At 42.6% G+C, this 20,627-nt stretch carries 17 protein-coding genes and 1 pseudogene; 3 read left to right on the top strand and 15 right to left on the bottom strand.

The window, feature by feature from the left end:
- Window positions 1-79: 79 nt before the first annotated feature.
- From NQ508_RS00345 to asnS, 5 genes are all read right to left on the bottom strand, one after another.
- The gene (locus NQ508_RS00345) at window positions 80-1,648 is read right to left on the bottom strand and encodes an ATP-binding protein (RefSeq protein WP_006427506.1); all 1,569 of its coding nucleotides are present in this window, start codon (window positions 1,646-1,648) and stop codon (window positions 80-82) included.
- A gap of 9 nt (window positions 1,649-1,657) precedes the next feature.
- Entirely contained in the window at window positions 1,658-2,713 is a 1,056-nt protein-coding gene (locus NQ508_RS00340) for a metallophosphoesterase family protein (RefSeq protein WP_006427507.1), read from the bottom strand.
- Window positions 2,640-3,863: a sensor histidine kinase gene (locus NQ508_RS00335; RefSeq protein WP_022415293.1), complete on the bottom strand. Its 1,224-nt coding sequence runs from the start codon at window positions 3,861-3,863 to the stop codon at window positions 2,640-2,642. Before NQ508_RS00335 ends, NQ508_RS00340 begins: the two co-directional genes overlap by 74 nt.
- Window positions 3,853-4,542: a VanR-ABDEGLN family response regulator transcription factor gene (gene vanR, locus NQ508_RS00330; RefSeq protein WP_044919994.1), complete on the bottom strand. Its 690-nt coding sequence runs from the start codon at window positions 4,540-4,542 to the stop codon at window positions 3,853-3,855. Before vanR ends, NQ508_RS00335 begins: the two co-directional genes overlap by 11 nt.
- 104 nt (window positions 4,543-4,646) lie before the next feature.
- Window positions 4,647-6,038 (bottom strand): asparagine--tRNA ligase, encoded by a 1,392-nt coding sequence (asnS, locus tag NQ508_RS00325; RefSeq protein ID WP_006427511.1) that lies wholly within the window; start codon window positions 6,036-6,038, stop codon window positions 4,647-4,649.
- 160 nt (window positions 6,039-6,198) lie between these two features.
- On the opposite strand from asnS, the gene NQ508_RS00320 reads away from it, so the two are divergent.
- Together NQ508_RS00320 and NQ508_RS00315 are read left to right on the top strand one after the other, a co-directional pair.
- Window positions 6,199-7,422, top strand: coding sequence for a 6-phosphofructokinase (locus NQ508_RS00320; protein ID WP_006427512.1), 1,224 nt, complete (start codon window positions 6,199-6,201; stop codon window positions 7,420-7,422).
- A gap of 235 nt (window positions 7,423-7,657) precedes the next feature.
- A complete protein-coding gene (locus NQ508_RS00315; RefSeq protein WP_006427513.1) occupies window positions 7,658-8,146 on the top strand; it encodes a QueT transporter family protein in 489 nt (162 codons plus the stop codon).
- A 69-nt stretch (window positions 8,147-8,215) separates the two neighbouring features.
- On the opposite strand, the gene NQ508_RS00310 is transcribed toward NQ508_RS00315, so the two are convergent.
- The 4 genes from NQ508_RS00310 to NQ508_RS00295 all read right to left on the bottom strand — a co-directional run bounded on the left by NQ508_RS00310 (window position 8,216) and on the right by NQ508_RS00295 (window position 15,336).
- Window positions 8,216-10,663 (bottom strand): hypothetical protein, encoded by a 2,448-nt coding sequence (locus NQ508_RS00310; RefSeq protein ID WP_006427514.1) that lies wholly within the window; start codon window positions 10,661-10,663, stop codon window positions 8,216-8,218.
- Window positions 10,664-11,875: a class I SAM-dependent methyltransferase gene (locus NQ508_RS00305; RefSeq protein WP_006427515.1), complete on the bottom strand. Its 1,212-nt coding sequence runs from the start codon at window positions 11,873-11,875 to the stop codon at window positions 10,664-10,666.
- Window positions 11,876-12,018: 143 nt separating this feature from the next.
- Window positions 12,019-14,625 (bottom strand): sensor histidine kinase, encoded by a 2,607-nt coding sequence (locus NQ508_RS00300; RefSeq protein WP_006427516.1) that lies wholly within the window; start codon window positions 14,623-14,625, stop codon window positions 12,019-12,021.
- 12 nt (window positions 14,626-14,637) lie between these two features.
- Window positions 14,638-15,336 (bottom strand): response regulator transcription factor, encoded by a 699-nt coding sequence (locus NQ508_RS00295; RefSeq protein WP_330371007.1) that lies wholly within the window; start codon window positions 15,334-15,336, stop codon window positions 14,638-14,640.
- Between the two features lie 283 nt (window positions 15,337-15,619).
- Here NQ508_RS00295 and NQ508_RS00290 point away from each other — a divergent pair, with 283 nt between their 5' ends.
- Window positions 15,620-15,979 carry a sporulation initiation factor Spo0A C-terminal domain-containing protein gene (locus NQ508_RS00290; RefSeq protein WP_080543138.1) on the top strand — a complete coding sequence of 120 codons (360 nt, stop codon included), beginning with the start codon at window positions 15,620-15,622 and terminating at the stop codon, window positions 15,977-15,979.
- 273 nt (window positions 15,980-16,252) lie between these two features.
- Here NQ508_RS00290 and NQ508_RS00285 read toward each other — a convergent pair whose 3' ends face one another.
- The 6 genes and pseudogenes from NQ508_RS00285 to rsmA form a co-directional block, all read right to left on the bottom strand.
- On the bottom strand, window positions 16,253-16,582 hold the full coding sequence (locus NQ508_RS00285; protein WP_006426067.1) for a cupin domain-containing protein: 330 nt from the start codon (window positions 16,580-16,582) through the stop codon (window positions 16,253-16,255).
- A 268-nt stretch (window positions 16,583-16,850) separates the two neighbouring features.
- The gene (locus tag NQ508_RS00280; protein ID WP_155115982.1) at window positions 16,851-17,021 is read right to left on the bottom strand and encodes a hypothetical protein; all 171 of its coding nucleotides are present in this window, start codon (window positions 17,019-17,021) and stop codon (window positions 16,851-16,853) included.
- Between the two features lie 127 nt (window positions 17,022-17,148).
- Window positions 17,149-17,271, bottom strand: a pseudogene (locus tag NQ508_RS14190) (GntR family transcriptional regulator); the annotation flags it as partial.
- Window positions 17,272-17,365: 94 nt separating this feature from the next.
- Window positions 17,366-18,298, bottom strand: coding sequence for an alpha/beta fold hydrolase (locus tag NQ508_RS00270; protein WP_006427522.1), 933 nt, complete (start codon window positions 18,296-18,298; stop codon window positions 17,366-17,368).
- Window positions 18,295-19,674 carry a citrate/2-methylcitrate synthase gene (locus NQ508_RS00265; protein ID WP_006427523.1) on the bottom strand — a complete coding sequence of 460 codons (1,380 nt, stop codon included), beginning with the start codon at window positions 19,672-19,674 and terminating at the stop codon, window positions 18,295-18,297. Before NQ508_RS00265 ends, NQ508_RS00270 begins: the two co-directional genes overlap by 4 nt.
- Entirely contained in the window at window positions 19,671-20,549 is an 879-nt protein-coding gene (gene rsmA / locus NQ508_RS00260; protein WP_006427524.1) for a 16S rRNA (adenine(1518)-N(6)/adenine(1519)-N(6))-dimethyltransferase RsmA, read from the bottom strand. The genes NQ508_RS00265 and rsmA overlap by 4 nt, the downstream gene beginning before the upstream one ends.
- Window positions 20,550-20,627: the final 78 nt, after the last annotated feature.

Here is a 20,627-nt window from a genome sequence, read left to right as displayed (position 1 = left end):
TACAGGACCTGCCACGGGCAGCTCCTTACGAATGCACGTGATTAAAAAATGCTGCCGGGAATTTCCCGACAGCATTTTTTTAAAGTTCTATCTTGTGATAAACAAGTCCGGCTTCTTTCATCACCTGTTCTTCTCTCGTCTGACAGGTAAATATGATCACTTGTTTCTTATGTTCTTTCAACCATCTGAGTGTCTGAAGCATTCTCTCCTCATCATAATATGCAAATGCATCATCCAGTATCACCGGCATCTCTTCCTCACATAAAAGCTCTCCCACTGCCATACGGAGTGCCAGATAGACCTGTTCTACCGTTCCACGACTTACCTGTTCAATCTCTACTCTCTTTTCATCTGTCATAAGCGATACATGAAGTTTTTCATCTGTCACAAGCTTTTTATATTTTCCACCTGTGATCTCACAGATGAATGATGACGCTTTCTCATTCAGATCTCTTTTTAGATATCCCCGCATCTCCTCTGACAACTGTTCCAGATGATCTGCCGCCATCTGGACCGCCTGGCGTTTCATCTCATATTCCCTGGAACGCTCATTAACTTCATCCAGTTCCGCGAGCTGTTCTCCCAGGTTGTCATACTGAATTCTCTTCTCTTTTAATTCCGCTGTAATATGCGATTTCTCCCAGCGTAACTTCTCTATCGGAACTTTCTCCTCTTCCTGCGTGATCTCTTCAAGGATAATCTCTGGCTCTGTTTTTACCTGTTTTTTTCCAACTTTCATCCGGTTCCATATATATAAGCCGAACGCAAGGAATAACACAATAGCGATCAGATAATTCCACGGTTTCGAGAACAAGATGACTGCAATCACAATAACCAGTGCAAACACCAGAAGCTCCATTGGATGGATTCTCCATTTTTCCGGACGAATCTCATCCATGACACCTTTTCCATGTTCTTCTTCCCTCTGGCGCTCTTTTTTCTTTTCTTCTTCCTTTTCCAGCCGATACGTAAGTTCTTCTTCTACACGTTCCAGTTCTTCTTCCAGATGATGTACATCACGCCAGACAAAAGATACTTCCTGCTCAAGTTTTTCACGTTTCTGCTGCTTTTGAGCCATTTCCATACGGATCTCATTTTCCAGGATCTTCTTCCTGCCCCTTAACTGTTCCAATGCACCGGCCAGGTCGATTTCTCCGTTTCCCGAGGTGTAATAGTTTGTCGCATAATTTTTCAGCTCTGCCACAATACTTTCCCCCATCTGTGCATTCCTCTGGCTCATGGAAACGGTATTATCGTAACGTTCTGCGTCCATCTCCCCAAGCAGCATCTGAAGATCTCCGTCTTCTACAGACAGTACTTCACCGTCCTCTTCACAGATCAGTTCCGCTTTTTTAGAATATTTATCAAAATTTCTTTCGATACGGAAATGTTTCTCTCCACTTTTGAACTTCAATATACCAGAATAGTAATTAGGATTTTCCCACGGTTCGTATATACTGAAAGTATCATTTTGCGCGGCCCGTCCTCTCCCTCTTTCTATTCCGAAAAGCATTCCCCTGATGAATGTATGGATTGTAGACTTTCCTGATTCGTTTTCCCCGTGAATCAGGTTGATCCCCTCATCCAGATCTATCTGCCGGTCATGGAATTTTCCAAAGTTTTTTAACAATAATTCATTAATCTGCATCTTTCGGTTCTATCCTCTTCTCGTCTCCATCAAAGCCTGCACTCCTTCACAGAGTGCCTGGTACTCCAGACTGTCGGCCGGATAGCCACTCAGGCTTTCAATATATTGTCCGAGAATGTTTCCTTTATTTTCATTTTTTAATTTTTCAAAGTCATATGCAGGCTTTGTGTGATCTGTAATCTCCACCACATTACCGTATGGATCCATATGATCCAGCTCATACCAGATATCTGGATCTCGATAACCAGTCAGTGTAATCTTATACATGTGCTGCTTTCCCTGCTCTTCGATCATATCTGCAATCTTTTGCCTCAGTACATGGCCGGTCACAGATTTATCCACCTGTACCTCGCAGTGTCTGTATTCACGCAGTGCATGTGGCACAAAACGGATCTGACAACCATTTCCGGTGATCTTTCCTTCGATATAACCATGAGCTCCTGTATCACCTACATCCGTCGGCTCCAGCGATCCGGCATATGCCATCCGGTTCTCCACCAGCATCTGCGGCTTGTGGATATGTCCAAATGCAGCATAATCATACCCAAGCGTCATGATCTGATTACTCTTGATCGGAATATGTTTCTCATCCCCACCGTGTGCAAGCAAAATCTCATACTTCTGCCGTCCTTCCGGAACTGCATGATCATATAACGGCTCCAGAATTTCTCTGGAATGATAACTGCATCCATAGACAGCCGTCTGGATCCGGTCAAGTTCCACACAGCTCATTTCCTGCGAGCAGATCATGTGCACATGCGGTGCCCAGGTAAATGTTCGGTAATAAGAGTTTTTCCTGATATGATCATGATTACCGGCGATCATAACAACTTCTGTCTGCTCCAGCATCTCCAGTATGGAATTCATTTCTTTTAATTCTCTTAAAAGTGGCTGCCTGTGGAACAGGTCCCCCGCGATCAGCAACAAATCTGTCTTTTTCTGATTGCAGATTGTTATAATATCACGAAAGCTGTCCCAGAGCTCCTGTTCTCTATTTTGACTGTACGCGTTTCCCGCGTCCGGCTTTGCCCCTAAATGCAAGTCTGCGATGTGTATGAACTTCATCCTCGCTTCCCTCTTTCTGTTCTGTCTTCTCTTTCGATGGCAGTGTTACGACAAACTGTGTCCGGTTGTCATCACTTTTTGCCAGGATTCTTCCTCCGTGCAGCTCCACGATCTGTTTGGCGATTGCAAGTCCCAGACCTGCGCCGCCGGTTCCTGTCGATCTGGAACCATCCACGCGATAGAATTTCTCGAATATCGTCTGAAGCATATCGCCCGGAATCTTATCACCTGCATTGGTAAATGTGATCTCGATGTCACCATCCTTCATTTTCGCTTCAATCCGGATCTCCGTATCTGCATAGCAGTAAGCAATTGCATTTCTTAAGATATTATCGAATACTCTTGCAAGCTTATCCGGATCTCCATAGATCATCAGATCTTCTTCTACATCCACTTCACAGGTCAGCTTCTTTTCCTGGAGGACTCCGTACAGCTCATCTGCAAGCTGTTCAAGCATCATCGTAAGATCAATCTCTACCGGTTCCAGTTCGATATTCTGAAGATTATATCTTGTAATATCAAAAAATTCATTGATCAGCTCTCCTAATCGGATGGATTTTTCCAATGCGATGTGAGTATATGCTTTTCGTTCTTCTTCCGGCATGTCGGGATGATCTTCGAGCATCGTAAGATACGCCACGATCGAAGTCAGCGGCGTCTTCAGATCATGCGCCAGAAAAAGCACCAGGTCGTTTTTCTTCTTTTCGCCTTCCGATGCCTCCAGCTCCTGCCGTTTTAATGTTGCTTTAATCTCATTCAAACGGATCTCTATTGGTTTTAATTCTGTGATCAGATGAATGGGATCTGTAGATTCCGATATAATATTTTCAATTCCATGATCGATCTGATCCAGATATTTTGTCATTTGAGAAAGCGCAACATAAAAAAACAGCGCAAAAAGAATCAGATAACCAACAATCATGAAAAATGTCTTGTTATCTCCGATCAGCTGCCAGTAAAGATGGACCGCCGTCTTTTCATTTATATTCAGAAATACCAGAACATCTACAAAAGTTCTGGCAAAACTGTCATTATAAATTCCATCGATCACAAATTTAAGCAGTACCCCCCCTACCAGAACGGTAAGCGCTGTGACCAGCACCGTCTGCAAGAGGATACTGAATTTTAATTTCCGATAATTATTCTTCAACCTTATAGCCCACTCCCCACACAGTCTTGATAAAATCAGACTTGCCTGTCGGTGCACTCATCTTCTCGCGGAGATGACGGATATGCACCATCACCGTGTTGTTACTGTTCTTATAATATTTCTCATGCCATACTTTCTCGAACAATTCTTCTGAGCTTATGACCTTTCCCCGGTTCTCACACAGAAGCCAGAGGATGTCGAATTCGATCGGTGTCAGTGTCAGCGGCACTTCATTGTATACACACTCATGAGAAGTCCGGTTCAGAAGCAGCCCTCCAAAATCCAGGACATCTCCTTCTTCTTTGGTCCCTTCATTATACTGTGTACACCGGCGAAGCTGTGCTTTCACTCTCGCCACCAGCTCCAGTGGGTTGAACGGTTTCGGAATATAATCATCCGCTCCCAGCGTAAGCCCGGTGATCTTATCCATGTATTCCGTCTTCGCCGTCAGCATGATCACCGGAAATGTATATTTCTGCCGAATCTGCTTGAGGATCTGGAATCCGTCAATATCCGGAAGCATAATATCCAGGATCGCAAGATCGATCTTCGTACTGTTAATACAGTCCAGTGCATCCTGGCCGTTGTAAAATTTGAATACTTTGTATTGGTCATTCTGGAGATAAAGCTCTACTACATCAGCGATTTCCTTCTCGTCATCTACTACTAATATATTCATACTGCCCTCCATTCTATATGGGGACGGCGGATTTTTATAAATCCCCCGTCCCCATATACGTTTTATATACGTTTTTCACGTGTTGTTATCCACATGATCCTCTATTACAGTTCACAGTTGTTGACAGTTCTTGGGAATGGAATTACGTCACGGATATTGCCCATTCCTGTCAGATACATGACGCATCTTTCGAATCCAAGTCCGAATCCGGCATGTCTTGTAGAACCATATTTACGAAGATCCATGTAGAACTTGTAGTCTTCTTCTTTCAGTCCCAGTTCATCCATTCTTGCTTTCAGCTTATCGTAGTCATCCTCTCTCTGGCTTCCTCCGATGATCTCACCGATTCCAGGTACCAGACAGTCTACTGCCGCAACGGTCTTGCCATCGTCGTTCAGCTTCATGTAGAATGCTTTGATCTCCTTCGGATAATCTGTTACGAATACCGGACGTTTGAAGACTTCTTCTGTCAGGTATCTTTCGTGCTCTGTCTGAAGGTCTGTTCCCCATGTTACTTTGTATTCGAATTTATCATTGTGTTTCTCAAGAAGTTCTACAGCCTCTGTATATGTCACTCTTGCGAAATCAGAAGATACTACGTTGTGCAATCTCTCCAGAAGTCCCTTGTCTACGAATGAATTGAAGAAGTTCATCTCTTCCGGTGCATTCTCAAGCACATAGTTGATGACGTATTTTAACATTGCTTCCGCAACGAACATATCGTCATCCAGATCTGCAAATGCCATCTCAGGCTCGATCATCCAGAACTCTGCCGCATGACGTGTTGTGTTAGAGTTCTCTGCACGGAATGTCGGTCCGAATGTATAAATATTGCGGAATGCCTGTGCGTAAGTCTCACCATTTAACTGTCCGCTTACAGTAAGGCTTGTCTCTTTTCCGAAGAAATCTTTGGAATAATCTACGCTTCCGTCTTCATTCTTCGGTACGTTATTCAGATCCATAGTCGTTACCTGGAACATCTCTCCTGCACCCTCACAATCACTTCCTGTGATCAGTGGTGTATGCACATATACAAAACCTCTCTCCTGGAAGAACTTATGAATCGCATATGCTGTCAGGGAACGTACACGGAATACTGCCTGGAATGTATTTGTTCTAGGTCTTAAATGTGCAATTGTTCTCAAATATTCAAAGCTGTGACGCTTCTTCTGAAGTGGGTAATCCGGTGCGGATGCTCCTTCTACTTCTACAGTATCTGCCTGGATCTCGAATGGCTGCTTTGCCTGAGGTGTTGCTACCAGTGTACCTGTAACGATTACTGCTGCACCTACATTTAACTTGGAGATCTCTGCAAAGTTGTCCATCTTGTCGTGATATACAACCTGTAAAGGCTCAAAGAATGTTCCGTCATTTACCACGATGAATCCAAATGCTTTGGATCCGCGGATACTTCTTACCCATCCACCGATGGTTACTTTCTGATCCATGTAAGAATCACTGTTTTTATATAATTCTCTAATTGTTGTCAATTCCATGCCAATTATTCTCCTTTTTAAAAACTCACATATATTCCTATTATACCATATCAGCCAGATTTATGTTATACTATATTTACTGAATTTACTATCTTACTTATCCGAATTTTTCAGTTAATAAGTCAGATGGAAGAAATATCAAAAGTTAGGAGATCATCATATGAAGAACTTACTAGTTGCACAGTCCGGCGGACCAACTTCTGCGATCAACGCAACTCTTGCCGGAGTAATTGAGAACGCTCTTTCCAGCCCATCCGTAGACAAAATCTATGGATCAGTCAATGGAATCCAGGGAGTATTAAATGAGAACCTGATAGATCTTAAAACCAAGATCACAAATGTATCAGAACTGAACCTTCTTTGTCAGACCCCTGCTTCTGCACTCGGCTCCTGCCGTGTGAAATTAAAAGATCCTGCCGTATGTGCAGACGAATACGAGACAATCATCTCTGTTCTGCGCAAATACAGCATCGACCGCTTCATCTACATCGGTGGAAATGATTCCATGGATACAGTAGACAAGCTTTCCAAATATCTGAGCGACAAAGGAATCACAGACATTACCGTGGTCGGCGCACCAAAAACCATCGATAATGACCTCTGCGGAACGGACCATTGTCCAGGTTTTGGATCTGCAGCAAAATATATCGGAACCACATTTGCCGAACTGGAACGTGACTGCCACGTATACACAACCAAGGCCGTAACAATCGTAGAAGTGATGGGCCGTGACGCCGGATGGCTGACTGCAGCTTCCTGCCTCGCCCGTGCAAATGGTGCGAAAGGACCTGACTTTATCTATCTCTGCGAAGTACCATTCAGCATTGACACATTCCTGAAAGATGTGAAAGCAAAACTGGAAGAACAGGATGCCGTGATCATCGCTGTCAGCGAAGGTGTGAAGAACAAAGACGGTCGCTACATTTCCGAAGAAGTACAGAGCTCCGCTGTCGATTCCTTCGGCCACAGCTATATCGCCGGTGCCGCAAAGGTTCTGGAAGATGCTGTAAGAAATAAGATCGGATGCAAGGTACGTTCTATCGAGCTGAACCTGATGCAGCGCTGCGCCGCACACCTTGCAAGTGCAACCGACATTCAGGAATCCAGAATGCTCGGAAAGGCTGCCTGCCAGTATGCACTTGATGGTGCAGGCGGTATGATGGCTGCTGTGATCCGCACTTCTGACAAGCCTTATGCTACGGAATTTAAAGCACTCCCGGTATGTGATATTGCGAATGCAATCAAGAGTGTGCCTGCAGATTATATTAATGATGCGGGAAATGATGTAACGGAAAAGATGGTGGATTATCTGACACCGTTGATTCAGGGAGAGATGAATACGGTGTATGAGAATGGGATTCCGAAGTATATTTATTTGTATTAAGTTGCTGTTGAATTTAGTATCATGGAGCGGGGTAAGCCACGATGATGAATTACACGGCAAATTCCCACACTTGATTTTTACTCTTCCGCATGCTATACTATCACCCGTCACGAAGCCCACAAAACCAAGGTCGAACAGGGCTGACCGCCGCTTTCCGGCGTTAAATGAAGATCCGCTACGGCGCGTGTGTTCGTGACCTTCCACACGTAAAACAAAACTAAAGGAGAATTGAAAAATGAAAAACAAAAATCTTAGTTTCATGACCCAGGCAGCCATGATCGCTGCGATCTACGTGGTGTTGACTTACATTTTTGCACCATTTTCTTTCGGAGAAGTACAGGTTCGTATCTCCGAGGCACTCACTATTTTACCAATATTTACACCAGCTGCTATTCCGGGACTCTTTGCCGGATGTCTGATCGGTAATATTCTGGGCGGTGCGATCCTTCCGGATATTGTATTTGGCAGTATTGCAACATTGATCGGTGCATTTTTTACATGGAAACTGCGTGAGCAGAAACCAGTTGTCGCAACATTTCCACCAATCATTTCGAATATCATCATCGTTCCGTTCGTACTGCGTTACGGTTATGGTGTAACACTTCCTATTCCGTTTATGATGCTGACAGTCGGAATTGGTGAGGTGATTTCCTGCACCGTTCTTGGTCTGATCGTGTATGGGGCATTGAAGAAATATAAGAGTACGCTTTTCCGTACAGCCTAAAAAAGTGGCGTGTGAAAAAACAAAAGTTTTTTCACACGCCCTTTTTTATTATTCATTCTGTATTCTCTATTATCCAATATACGTATTACCGCTTCCGGACGTCATCTGATCCATCTCTTCATACTTCACGCTGTGTCTTGTACTGTCATTCAGATCTTCATACACAACATTCGTATCGCTGTATCCCACCAGAATGACGGCATTCTGCGAATCCAGCATTGCAATGACCGGACGGCCCTGGTTGATGATGTACAGAATCTCTTCCGTCGTACATCCTGTCAGGTCGTAAGCCTCGCCGTTATTGACATCTTTTAAGATATCAATCGGTTTTTCCTGATTCTTCAGGCGGTCTTTGATTGTATTTAACACATCATCTTTATCAGTGATCGAATATTGCAGATTGCGGTTACCGCGCTCCCATACATAATTCTGGGATGAATCGACTACCACACCATTGTAATCATTTGCTTTCTTGATCGCGTCTCCGGCCTTTGTATATACGCCCTGTATATCACCATGTCCATAGACATAATATTTCTCCGGTGCGTCTTTATCGGAAAATGTGATTGTCTGTGGTCTTTCGAACAGAATCTGTTTTGGCTTGAGCACTTTTGGTTCTTTGTCTGCGACTCCGTCGTTATACGTCAGTCTTACCTGTGTCTGTTTCAGGTCTGTTGCATAAGTTTCCAGTGCAATATTGCTCTTGGTCTTCTGTTCATTATTCGTAATATAATCCGGTGCTGTTGCTGTATAAGTATCTCCGTCTTTCGATGCACGTTCCAGCGTGATCATATCTTCATCGAATGATGCACTCAGAATATAAATGCCGTCTGTCTGATATTTTTTGATCACTTTTCCTTTTTGATTCCGGATCTCCAGTTTGTACATTGGAACGGTTGCCTCTCCGGATACGGTATTTCCTATATCCTCTGTCTTGGCAACTCCATATACAAAATCACTTCTGACAAATCCAAGTGGGCGGATGCATTCTCCTTTTCCGCAGGTTACTTTCTGCTTCTTTCCTGTCTCTACATTCAGGATTGTCACTTTTGTTGCGGTCTCAAGATCTCCGTTTGCCTGATATGCGATCAGACTTCCGTCTTCCGACACAACATACTGCTGTGCATCCAGTCCTTTGACCAGTGCTTTCTTCTCGGCATCTTCGACGCTATACTGATAAAGGGTGCCGTCTACCATTGTGTACAGCATATCCGTTTTCGCATCGTAATATGACATCTCTCCGAGTTCACTTTCTGCCTGTGCATATGATTTATTTGTGGAAATAAATACTTTCTCTTCCACTGAATTCTTCTCTATATCATAATAATAGACAGCTACTCCCACTTCTCCTTCGTGCTCGCCGCGGTCCATATAACCGGACACCAGGAAGGTTGTATTGCCTTTGGCATCTACCTTAAGAAGCTTGATCTTATGATCTGACACCATATTTCTCACATCTGTATTCTCCGCATCTGCGAAACCAAATACCAGTGAAATCTCGTCTGAATCTTTGTTATAATTCCAGAGTTCATTTGCCTCTACAAATGATACGATCGTACCATCTTTATTCACCTTATAAGACAGATTTGCAGGCGCGATGCCGAGGATGATTCCTTTCTCATTCAGAACCTTCTGTGTCGCGTCGAAGATCTGTTCCATTGTCCGATCGTAATCCAGAAGATAGGTTTTCTTGGCATCTGCAATATATCTTACGCGGAAAAACTCTTTGACCGCATAGCGGTCTGCCTCATTCTCTTCTCCTTTGCAGCTTACCCGGTATTGCAGCTGTACCGACATACAGGTACTGTTCAGTTCCTTGATGCTCCAGCGTTCTCCCTGTTCTACCTGTGGTTTCAGACTGCCCCATGTGACCTGTTCATAATTCGAATTAATCGTCACGTGCTGAAGTGTGGTGTTGTCCGCATCATCAGTCGGTTCAAGCGCTGCTCCGACGCCTGCATTTTCCACCTTGCCAAGTGCATTTTCATGATAATCGCTGATGTAATTCAGGCATTCTGTAACATGTGCATCTTCATCACTGACGATACGGGTATAGAAATATACCGGATCCGCACCATTTCTGTTCAGGCGGACTTCCAGGATCCGCTCTTCATCCAGTACTTTTTTCCCGCTCAGATCCAGGGTAAATCCTTTTCCCACCTTTTTAATCTTCTTATGTTCCAGCTGGCTTGTACCGTCCATCGTATAGACTTTGTAGCTGGCTCCCGTGAATTTATTCCCATATGCTTCTACGTTTACATCCAGGCTCTGGTTCGCTACCGGTGTGATCGTGTTGTGCATAGAGGATATATCCATGCGTTTTGCATAACCTGTCAGTGTATTGATCTTATATTCTCCATAAGAAAATGATATCTGTGGAAATGTTGCGGCTCCCATATCGGCCGTCATATTGTCATTCCCCTTATTTGTCACGTAGCTGAATATAATGACAGCCACGATAAATACTGCAGTCAGGATTCCTGCATTCTTTAACCTTTTTTTTAAAGTCAATGTCATTTATACTCCCTCTTTATCCTCTTTCTCCGGATGATCTTTCTCTGAATTTGCGAACTCCGTGGCGAACCCGTCCAACAGACGTCCCAGTGCCGGTGATACCCGGAGTGCTGCTTCACATCTCTTGATGGAAGCCTCTATATTATTGTCTTCTTTGGCATGCCGCTTCTTTACTGCACGTATCAGGATATTCTTTGGTGTATGCTCCATATCTATAAATTCCAGTATCTGCGCTTCATACCCCTCACGCTCCAGATACTGTGCTCTTAAGCCATCTGTGATAAGTGCTGCCATACGTTCTTTCAGAAGCCCGTATTTTAATATTGGTTCTAATATCTCATTTTTTATCTGACGGTTCAGTTCATGCTGGCAGCATGGTACCGATAAGATCACTTTCGCATCCCATCCCACGGCTTTTGCCAACGCATAATCGGTTGCGGTATCGCAGGCATGCAGGGTTACCACCATATCTACCTTATTGACACCGGTATAATCCGCAATGTCACCCTCCAGAAATCTCAGCTTTTCATAGCCATATTTTTCACTTAATTCATTACAATGACGGATCACATCTTTCTTCAGATCCAGTCCTATGATTCTTATGTCATATTCTTTCAATTCATGCAGATAATAATACATGGCAAATGTGAGATAAGATTTACCACAGCCAAAATCCAGGATTGTAAGTTCTCTTCCCTTATCAAGCTCCGGCAATATATCCTCGATAAATTCCAGGAACCGGTTGATCTGCCGGAATTTGTCGAATTTCGCATGCACGATCTTTCCATCCTGTGTCATAACACCAAGATCCTGAAGAAATGGTACCGGGACTCCCTCTTCCAGTACATACTTCTTCTTGCGGTCGTGGCTCATATTGATCTGCTTCTTTTCGCCTTTTTTCATCTTGCTTTTTATTGTTACTTTTCCCTTTTTGCTTACAAGAATTGTATAAGCTGCTCTTTGTGTCTCCATCTGCATCTGGCGCATATTTTCCATATACTTAAGAAGTATTTCACAAGCTTTTTTCTCCTCCACATTCTCGTGAAACGCCTGATTATTCCGGAATGACTCGAGCTGAAAATAAAGGACATCTTTTTTCAGGATCGGTCTTACTTTCACTTTTTGTACACTGTCTTTATTCTTCGGGTTACTCAGCGTTGCTGATATAAATTCTATATTTAAATTTTCCTGTAATAATTTGCTTAATTCATTCATAATATTATATTCTACTGTTTTTTAGACAGGAGCGCAAGTAGCGTAAATGGCAATTTTATTAATGGTTCCGTAGGATTTGCGAAAAAGGGACAACGGTAAATACAGTTTGAGCCGGAGGATTTTAAAAAATCCTCCGGCCCAGACTATGAAATCGGGAATTTTATCGTTACTTTAAACAAATCTCCATCCAGATACAATTCAAATGTCCCGCCCTGCATTTCTGTCAGCGACTGTGCGATAGACAGTCCAAGTCCGCTGCCTTCCGTACTTCTTGATACATCTCCGCGTATGAAACGTTCCGTCAGTTCGTCAGCTGAGATATTTAGCGGCTGCTCGGATACATTCTTAAGGCTGAAATATGCCATACCATCTTTCTTTTCAAGATCAGCATAGACTCTTGTTCCTTGCATTGCGTATTTTGCCGCATTGTTGTATATATTAGACAGCACTCTCCACAACCGTCTTCCGTCTGCGCGGATTACAACCTCCTCATTCGGAAGGTTCATCACTTCCTCCAGATCACGCGCCTTGAATTTTTCTTCAAACTCTCCGCTCGTCTGCTGGATCATTTCTACCAGATTCAGATTCATGAACTCCAGTGTGATATTGCCGGAGCTTACTTTTGAAGCTTCCACCACATCTTCCGTCAGTGTCTTAAGCCGCTGTGATTTCTGTTCCAGCACTTCAATGTAGCGTTGGATCTTCGGATCCTTAAGGTCCTCCTGCTTTAACAATTCCACATAATTAATGATAGATGTAAGCGGCGTCTTAATATCATGCGATACATTCGTGATAAGATCTGTCTTCAGGCGTTCACTTTTCATGCTCTTTGCGAGCGCCGCTTCCAGACCTTCGCCGATGGAATTCACCTTTTCTGCAATTTCTTTATGCTCTGCCAGCAATCCATTTACCGGGATCTGATAATCCACTTCCCCGCCGGCGATCTTCTCGATCCCGGTCTTGATCTTTCCGGTTCCTTTCGCTTTCTGTACCATCCAGATAAATGCTGCAACATCTATGATCAACAGAATGACCGCCCATAACCGGTTGCTGATCCAGATACTACTTCCCGCTGATCCAAATACGTACGTAAGCCAGTGGATCATGAAGAAGATTGCAAATCCCATAATAGATTTCCACAGATGACGGATATTCTGGAACATTTCTTTTACGAAGATCAAAAGCCATCTGAGCACACTGTTCTTCCATACTGTTCCCGCCTTGATTCTTCTCACCAGACTCAAATATCCGAAAAGAAACATTGCGCAGGTATACAATGCCTCCACACTTCCAACCACTATTCCCGGCAGATACGACTCCACATTCTCCATATAGATCGTCTCTCCACTTGCATTCTGCCATGTAAATGCCCCGGCCTTTACTCCTACCAGCGCAACCACCGCCCAGAGTAACAGCACACTTGCAGCTGCCAGTTCTGTCTTAATGTGATCAAATTTCATAAGATACACTTCTTCGTCTTCTTTAACTTTTCCGGCTCCGATTGTAAGAAATACAAGAATGACAAGATATGCCGCTACAGCCGCCATTCCCAGTATTCCGGCCACTTTGGCTCCGGCCCCGTACCTTGTAAAGATCTCATCCTGTTCATAAAAATTATCTTTTACAGGATAATCCGTATCTACAACAGAGGCATATATATAATCTGACGCATCGACATAACCGGCCACTGTCTCCTGCCACTTCTGTGCCATCGAATCCCCTTTACCGGCTTTTTCAATATTGCTTTCATAATCTGCAAGCTTTGGTCTTACGATTACATATTTTCCTGATTTTTTCATTTTTTTCAGGTTCTCTTTGTAATTGTCAAAGTTCTGATATTTTTTCTTATTCGTAATGACCGTCTTGTTGTCCAGATTAACATACAGATACGTTATGTTCGTATTGCCTTCCTGATACTGATTCTGAGCTACCGCATAATTATCAACGTCAGAATAGATCGTTTCGGCTGAATTATTTATCATTCTGTACGCTTCATTCAGCTTGCCATTCCATTCTTTTGAATTGTTCACAAGCTGAAGTACCGTCTCTCCATTTACCGTCTTATAATCCCCGACAACTCTTTCACCATCATAATTCCAGCAATTGATATAGGCAATCTTTCCATCGATATCCTGAAGTCCCCGGAATCTGGATTCCCCACTGTTGCTCTCCTGATACTCTCCCTGCTTTAGTTCTGTCAAAATATCATCCGCAGAACTGTCTCCGGTAATTACAAATGACAGCTCTCCGTAATCGATCATCTGTTTAAAATCTTTGTAATGGAAATAATGATAAGTTCCGTCTGAACGTTTACATACGATAATACCGTCCTGTTTATCTAATTTGCTCCTGGCCGCATCATAATCCGTCATCGATTCCGAGATTAATTTTCCCCAGGAATACAGATCTCCCAGACGGAACGACAGGCCTGTTTCATCTTTTCCTGTTATCTCACCGGTATCTTCGTATTTTGCCACATCTACGATCTTATCCGGATCATATTTGCCATCTGTATCATATAAGGTCTGATACCGGATCTCATCCAGTATATTATAATTTGCATTCGCCACGGAATCGGCAAATGCATTGCTTTCTTCATAACTCTTCGCCGCATCCACAGTGAACAGTTCCTGTGTCAGTATCGGATAACGTGTTACCCACAGTAAACATAATACTCCGATAACGGCCAGTACGTGTGCCCCCACTATCAAAAACAATTTTGCTTTGGGCATTCGGTACCATTTCTTCATATATACCCCTTCCTAAAGCTTTTCTATCTTATATCCGACACCCCAGACCACCTTCAGATACCTTGGTTCCTTTGGATTAATCTCGATCTTCTCTCTGATATGACGGATATGTACAGCTACCGTATTATCTACTCCGATAGCATCTTCATTCCAGATACTTTCGTATATCTGGTCAATAGAAAATACTTTCCCCTGATTTTTTACCAGTAACAATAAAATGTTGTATTCGATCGGTGTCAGTTTCACCGGCTCTCCGTCAACCGTAATTTCTTTCTGATCGTCATCGATCATAAGTCCTCCCACGGTATAAACTGCCTGATTCTCTTTTTCCACTGTACTTCCAAGCTGTGTATATCTGCGAAGCTGTGATTTTACCCTTGCAGTCAGTTCCAGTGGATTAAATGGCTTGGTCATATAATCATCGGCTCCTACATTCAGTCCGAGGATCTTATCGGCATCCTCTGACTTTGCAGACAGAATAATGATCGGCATATTCTGTTTTTCCCGGATTTTTAACGTTGCGCGGATTCCATCCAATCTTGGCATCATCACATCAATGATCAGAAGATCCACTTTATGCTTATCCAAAAGCTTCAATGCTTCCTCACCGTCGTAAGCTTTTAATACTTTATATCCTTCCTGCGACAAATAGATTTCTATCGCCTCTACGATTTCTTTATCATCATCACATACCAGTATGTTGTACATAATTCATCACCTCCCTTATAATATACAAGAATACCAGCCAATTTTTAAGTACTGTTTCTGTAATTTCTTAAGATATTATGAAATTATTCCTTTCCGCCCACTTTATCAGAGATATGCAGAGTGTTAATATTTCGTCAAAAAATAATAAACTATATTTTTCTTAAGCAGATTTTTTATATAATAGATATGGATATCTTTTTAATATTTTTTCATACTGCAAACATTTCTTTTTTAACTGTTACATTTTAAATATTAAAAATTAACTTAGAAAGAAGATGAAAGTATTATGCATGAACCAGAAATAGAATATCTTATCCGGTCTCTTGGCATTGGCGCTACTTATCGGGGATATGCATATTTAATTTATGGGACACGCCTTTGTCTGTCTGATGAAAATTACCTCCTTTTCGTCAGTAAGTATCTTTATCCAGACATTGCACGTCATTATAATACTACCAGCTATAGCGTTGAACGGAATATCCGCACCGTTATAAAGGTCTGTTGGGAGCATGGCAATAAATCCCTCCTCGAAAAGATTGCTTTGCGTCCACTGCATCTTAAGCCGACATCCAGTGAATTTTTTGATATAATAACTGCTCATTTACGAAAAACTGCCATTTCTGCCTCTGATCTTGTTTCTGTTTAGATTCTGTTTTTATATGCTTCATTTTTACTTAAGATTTTTTCGAATTCTTTTATGCTTTTAACATATTTTAGACATATTTTCCATTTATACTAAATGTCAGATAGTTGATGAACAACAACTATCACCCCCCTCATAAAGTAACACACCGAAATCACTCTTCGGTGTACACTTTACTCTCATTCCTTTAGTAATTATAACAACAACAAAAAACTCTCCGTTCCGGAGAGTTTTTTGTTGCGCTTTTTTAATAAAACAGATCACAACATATTCTTGTTAAAATACAACGACAAGCAACATCTTAAACTGCTCTTTTCCGTGCACTGCATGCGGATGCTTTGCCGGCATAATAATTGATTCCCCTTCATGTAACTCATATTTTTCGCCATTGATCGTAATCTCACCTACTCCGTCAAGACAGGTTACAAATGCATCCCCGCCTGATTCATGTGTACTGATCTCTTCTCCTTTGTCAAAAGAGAATAATGTAACACTTAATGCATCGTTCTGCGCCAGTGTTTTGCTGACTACCTGTCCTTCCTGGTAAGCTACCTGATCTTTTAATACTAATACTTCTGCTTTACTGATATTTTTGATCATACTCATATCTATTAGTCCTTTCTTTTATCCTATTTGTTATTGTATTCCTCAATAACATTTTTCCCTTGTCTCTTACTATAATACTTTTTTCGTTCTAAAATGTGGTTTTAACAACAAATATCACATTTTTATAAAATGAACATACTTTGTACACATTTTTTGATTATAATAGAAAAAGATAGTTGGATAACAACTATCGCCCCCCTCATAAAGTAAAGGCCACCAGAAGGTCACTTCTGGCGGTCCATTTTACCGGTAATTTCTGCGGATGCTTTTATGGCTCCGCTTTTTTTAATTGTTCATACCAGGCAGTCGTCTGGTCTTTATCCTTATTATTCATGAATACCGTATATTTCTTTGTCTTAATCTGTATGACTTCTGATTGTTCCAGCCACACATACATCCGGCATTTTCCCGATTCTGCTCCGTCAAATTTTCCAAGCAACTGTTTTTCATCAGCCGAACCATTGGTTTTACTAAAATGTTCCTTCGGAAGCCCATTTTTTAATAATTTTACGGATTTTATATCCTCTTTTTCTCCGTATTGGTGTAACCGGATGTGATCTTAAAACTGCTGCCATCTGTCGGACGGTTGGAAGAAGTTCGCCTTCTTCAAATTCTCCTTTTCCAATACCCTTTACGATCTGGTTGCGGAGCTGGAGGTAAATTGGAATTTCAGATTTCATATCTTGCATACTTTGGTATAAAAAATCCGCACAGACACTGAAAATCTTAACATTTCCTCAATTTGTGCGGATTTTTCTTCCACATTTTATTCATTTAACAGTTTTATCTGCGATTTTTTTCCTCGATCCACGCCAGGATATCCTGATACACATTCTGACGGTCTACTTCATTCAATATCTCATGACGGTCGCCCTTATACAGATGGATCGACACATCTTTTATCCCGGCATCTTTATATTTCTCATAGACTCTGATCACATTCTTTCCGAAAGCCCCTACCGGGTCATCGGATCCTGCCGTAAAGAGCACCGGAAGCGTCTTCGGAATCCGTTTCATACTTCCCTTCCGTACCAGAACCTTCATACCGGTAAACATCTGATAATAGGCTCCCAGTGTAAATGTATAGGAACACAGCGGATCCCGCACATATTCATCCCGTTTTTTCTTATCGGATGTGATCCATTCCTTCGATGTCTCACCAGGTTCAAATTTCTTATTGAAACCTCCAAAGCTCAGACTATCCACAAATGTACTTTTGTATTTCCATCCTTTGAACGCTGCGATGATCCTGCAGATCATCCTTCCCGCACAAAGCGTCAGCATTCCCTGATGACCGGTTCCCATAATGACAACTCCCGCAAGGCCTTCCGCATACATCGTCAGATACTGTCTCAACAGGAATGACCCCATACTGTGCCCCAGCATAAAATACGGCACATCCGGATATTTTTTCCGTGTCATCTCCTGCAGCTGATAAATATCTCCGATCACATACTGATTCCCTTTCCGTTCATCAAAATATCCCAGATCAGCTTCTGTCTGTATGGATTTCCCATGTCCCAGATGATCATGTCCGACTACATAATATCCGTGCTCCGACATAAATTCGGCAAATTCATCATAACGGTCAATATACTCCACCATTCCATGACATATCTGTAAGACACCTTTTATCTCTCTATCCGGAAGCCATTCGATCGCATGGATCTTTGTCACGGAATCTCTGGATGTATAATAAAATTCATGCTTCATCATCTATCATCCATTCTGACATACTCTTTATATTCGGCCAGCGGTTTGTACGCCGGACGAATGATCTTATCTACATTCTTAAGTTCTTCCAGACGGTGTGCACTCCATCCGACGATACGCGCTGCCGCAAAGATCGGTGTATAAAGTGACGGTGGAAGATCCAGCATACTATATACAAGTCCGCTGTAGAAATCGACATTCGCATTTACACCTTTGTATATCTTACGCTTTTCTGCGATGACCTCCGGTGCCATGTGCTCTACCTTTTCATACAGTGCATATTCCTTCTCACAGCCCTTTTCTCTTGCAAGCTGCTTAACGAACTTCTTAAAAATATCGGCTCTCGGGTCAGATACGGAATAGATTGCATGCCCCATTCCGTAGATCAGTCCTTTCCGGTCAAATGCCTTCTTATCCAACAAATCGGTCAGATACCGGCGTACCTCATCATCATCTTCCCAGTCACTGACTTTTTCCATCATATCGTCAAACATCTGGGTTACTTTGACATTTGCTCCCCCGTGCTTTGGTCCTTTTAAGGATGCCATAGCAGCCACGATCGTCGAATAAGTATCCGTTCCGGATGATGTTACCACATGCGTTGTAAATGTAGAATTGTTACCGCCGCCGTGATCCATATGAAGGACAAGTGCCATATCCAGGATCTTTGCCTCTAATTTCGTATATTCCTTATTCTCACGCAGCATCATCAGTATATTCTCTGCTGTTGATAATTCCGGTGACGGTGCATAGATGAAGAGATCTTCTCCCATACGGTAATTATATGCATGATAGCCATAGATCATCAGCATCGGGAACTGACTGATCAGATTCAGACACTGACGCAGTACATTTGGAATCGACGTATCGTCTGCATGAGGATCATACGTGTACAGGCTTAAGATTGATCTCGACAGGCTGTTCATCATGTCACGGCTTGGCGCTTTCATGATCACATCACGGACAAATGTCGGCGGCAATGTCCGTCTTTCCACCAGTGTCTCATGAAATGTCTGCAGCTGCGTCTTATCCGGAAGTTCACCGAATAACAGCAGATAGGCGATTTCCTCAAATCCATAGTGCTTATCTTTCAGAAACCCCTGCACCAGATCTTTGATATTGTAGCCGCGATAGTAAAGATTTCCTGCACATGGCACTTCCTCTCCGTTCACGATCTTCTTCGCACATACATCGGAAATATTCGTAAGTCCCGCAAGGACACCTTTTCCGTTCAGGTCACGGAGTCCCCGTTTGACTTCGTACTTCGTATACAGCTCTTTGTCTATCGCATTGTTCTTCTCGCAAAGTTCTGCAAAATGGCTGATTTCCGGTGTTACCTCAAATAGTGTCTGCCCTTCTTTTCTGTCCATCGTCATCATCCTTTCTTATATGGAGATAATAAATCACTCAATCTTGCGAATTCTTCCAGTGTCAGTGTCTCACCTCTCACACTTGCACCCTTTCCAAGTGCATCAATCGCTGCTTCCACTTCTTCTTTTGTAAAATCTAATGTCGCCGCATTCTTCAGACCGTTCGCCAGTGTCTTCCTTCTCTGGTTGAAAGATGCACGGATGATGTTGAACATCAGCTTCTCATCCTGCACCTGTACCGGTTTCTCCTGATGACAGGTCAAGCGTATAACCGCTGATCCTACCTTCGGTCTCGGCATGAAACAATTCGGCGGAACATTTGCCACAATATACGGGTCGGCATAATACTGTACTGCTAATGACAGTGCGCCATAGTCCTTATTACCCGGTCCGGTCTGCATACGGTCCGCAACTTCTTTCTGCACCATGACAGTGATACTCTCTACCGGAACCTCATTTTCAAAAAGTCCCATGATGATCGGCGTCGTAATATAATATGGCAGGTTCGCCACCACTTTGACCGGCTTTCCGTTGTTCTCTTCGTCTGCAAGCTTCTTAAGATCCAGCTTCAATACATCTTCATTGATGACACGTACATTGTCATATCCGCTTAATGTATCCTCCAGGATCGGGATCAGATTCTTATCGATCTCAACTGCGATCACCTTTCCTGCCGCCTGTGCCAGATATTGCGTCATCGTACCGATTCCCGGTCCGATCTCCAGTACCATATCATCCTCCGTGATATTCGCCGACTGTATGATCTTATCTAATACATGTGTATCGATCAGGAAATTCTGACCGAATTTTTTCTGAAATGAAAAATTATATTTCTGCAAAACCTCGATGGTATTCTGCGGATTTCCTAACGTTGGTTCCTTCATAGATCCTCCCGTATCTGTTATATGGTTTCTTGATTATTTCTCATTATACAATAATTTGACCGGGATTGACAGGGATAA

Source organism: Dorea longicatena (assembly GCF_025150085.1).
GTDB classification, from domain to species: domain Bacteria; phylum Bacillota; class Clostridia; order Lachnospirales; family Lachnospiraceae; genus Dorea_A; species Dorea_A longicatena.
This window is presented reverse-complemented; position numbering and strand designations above follow the sequence as displayed.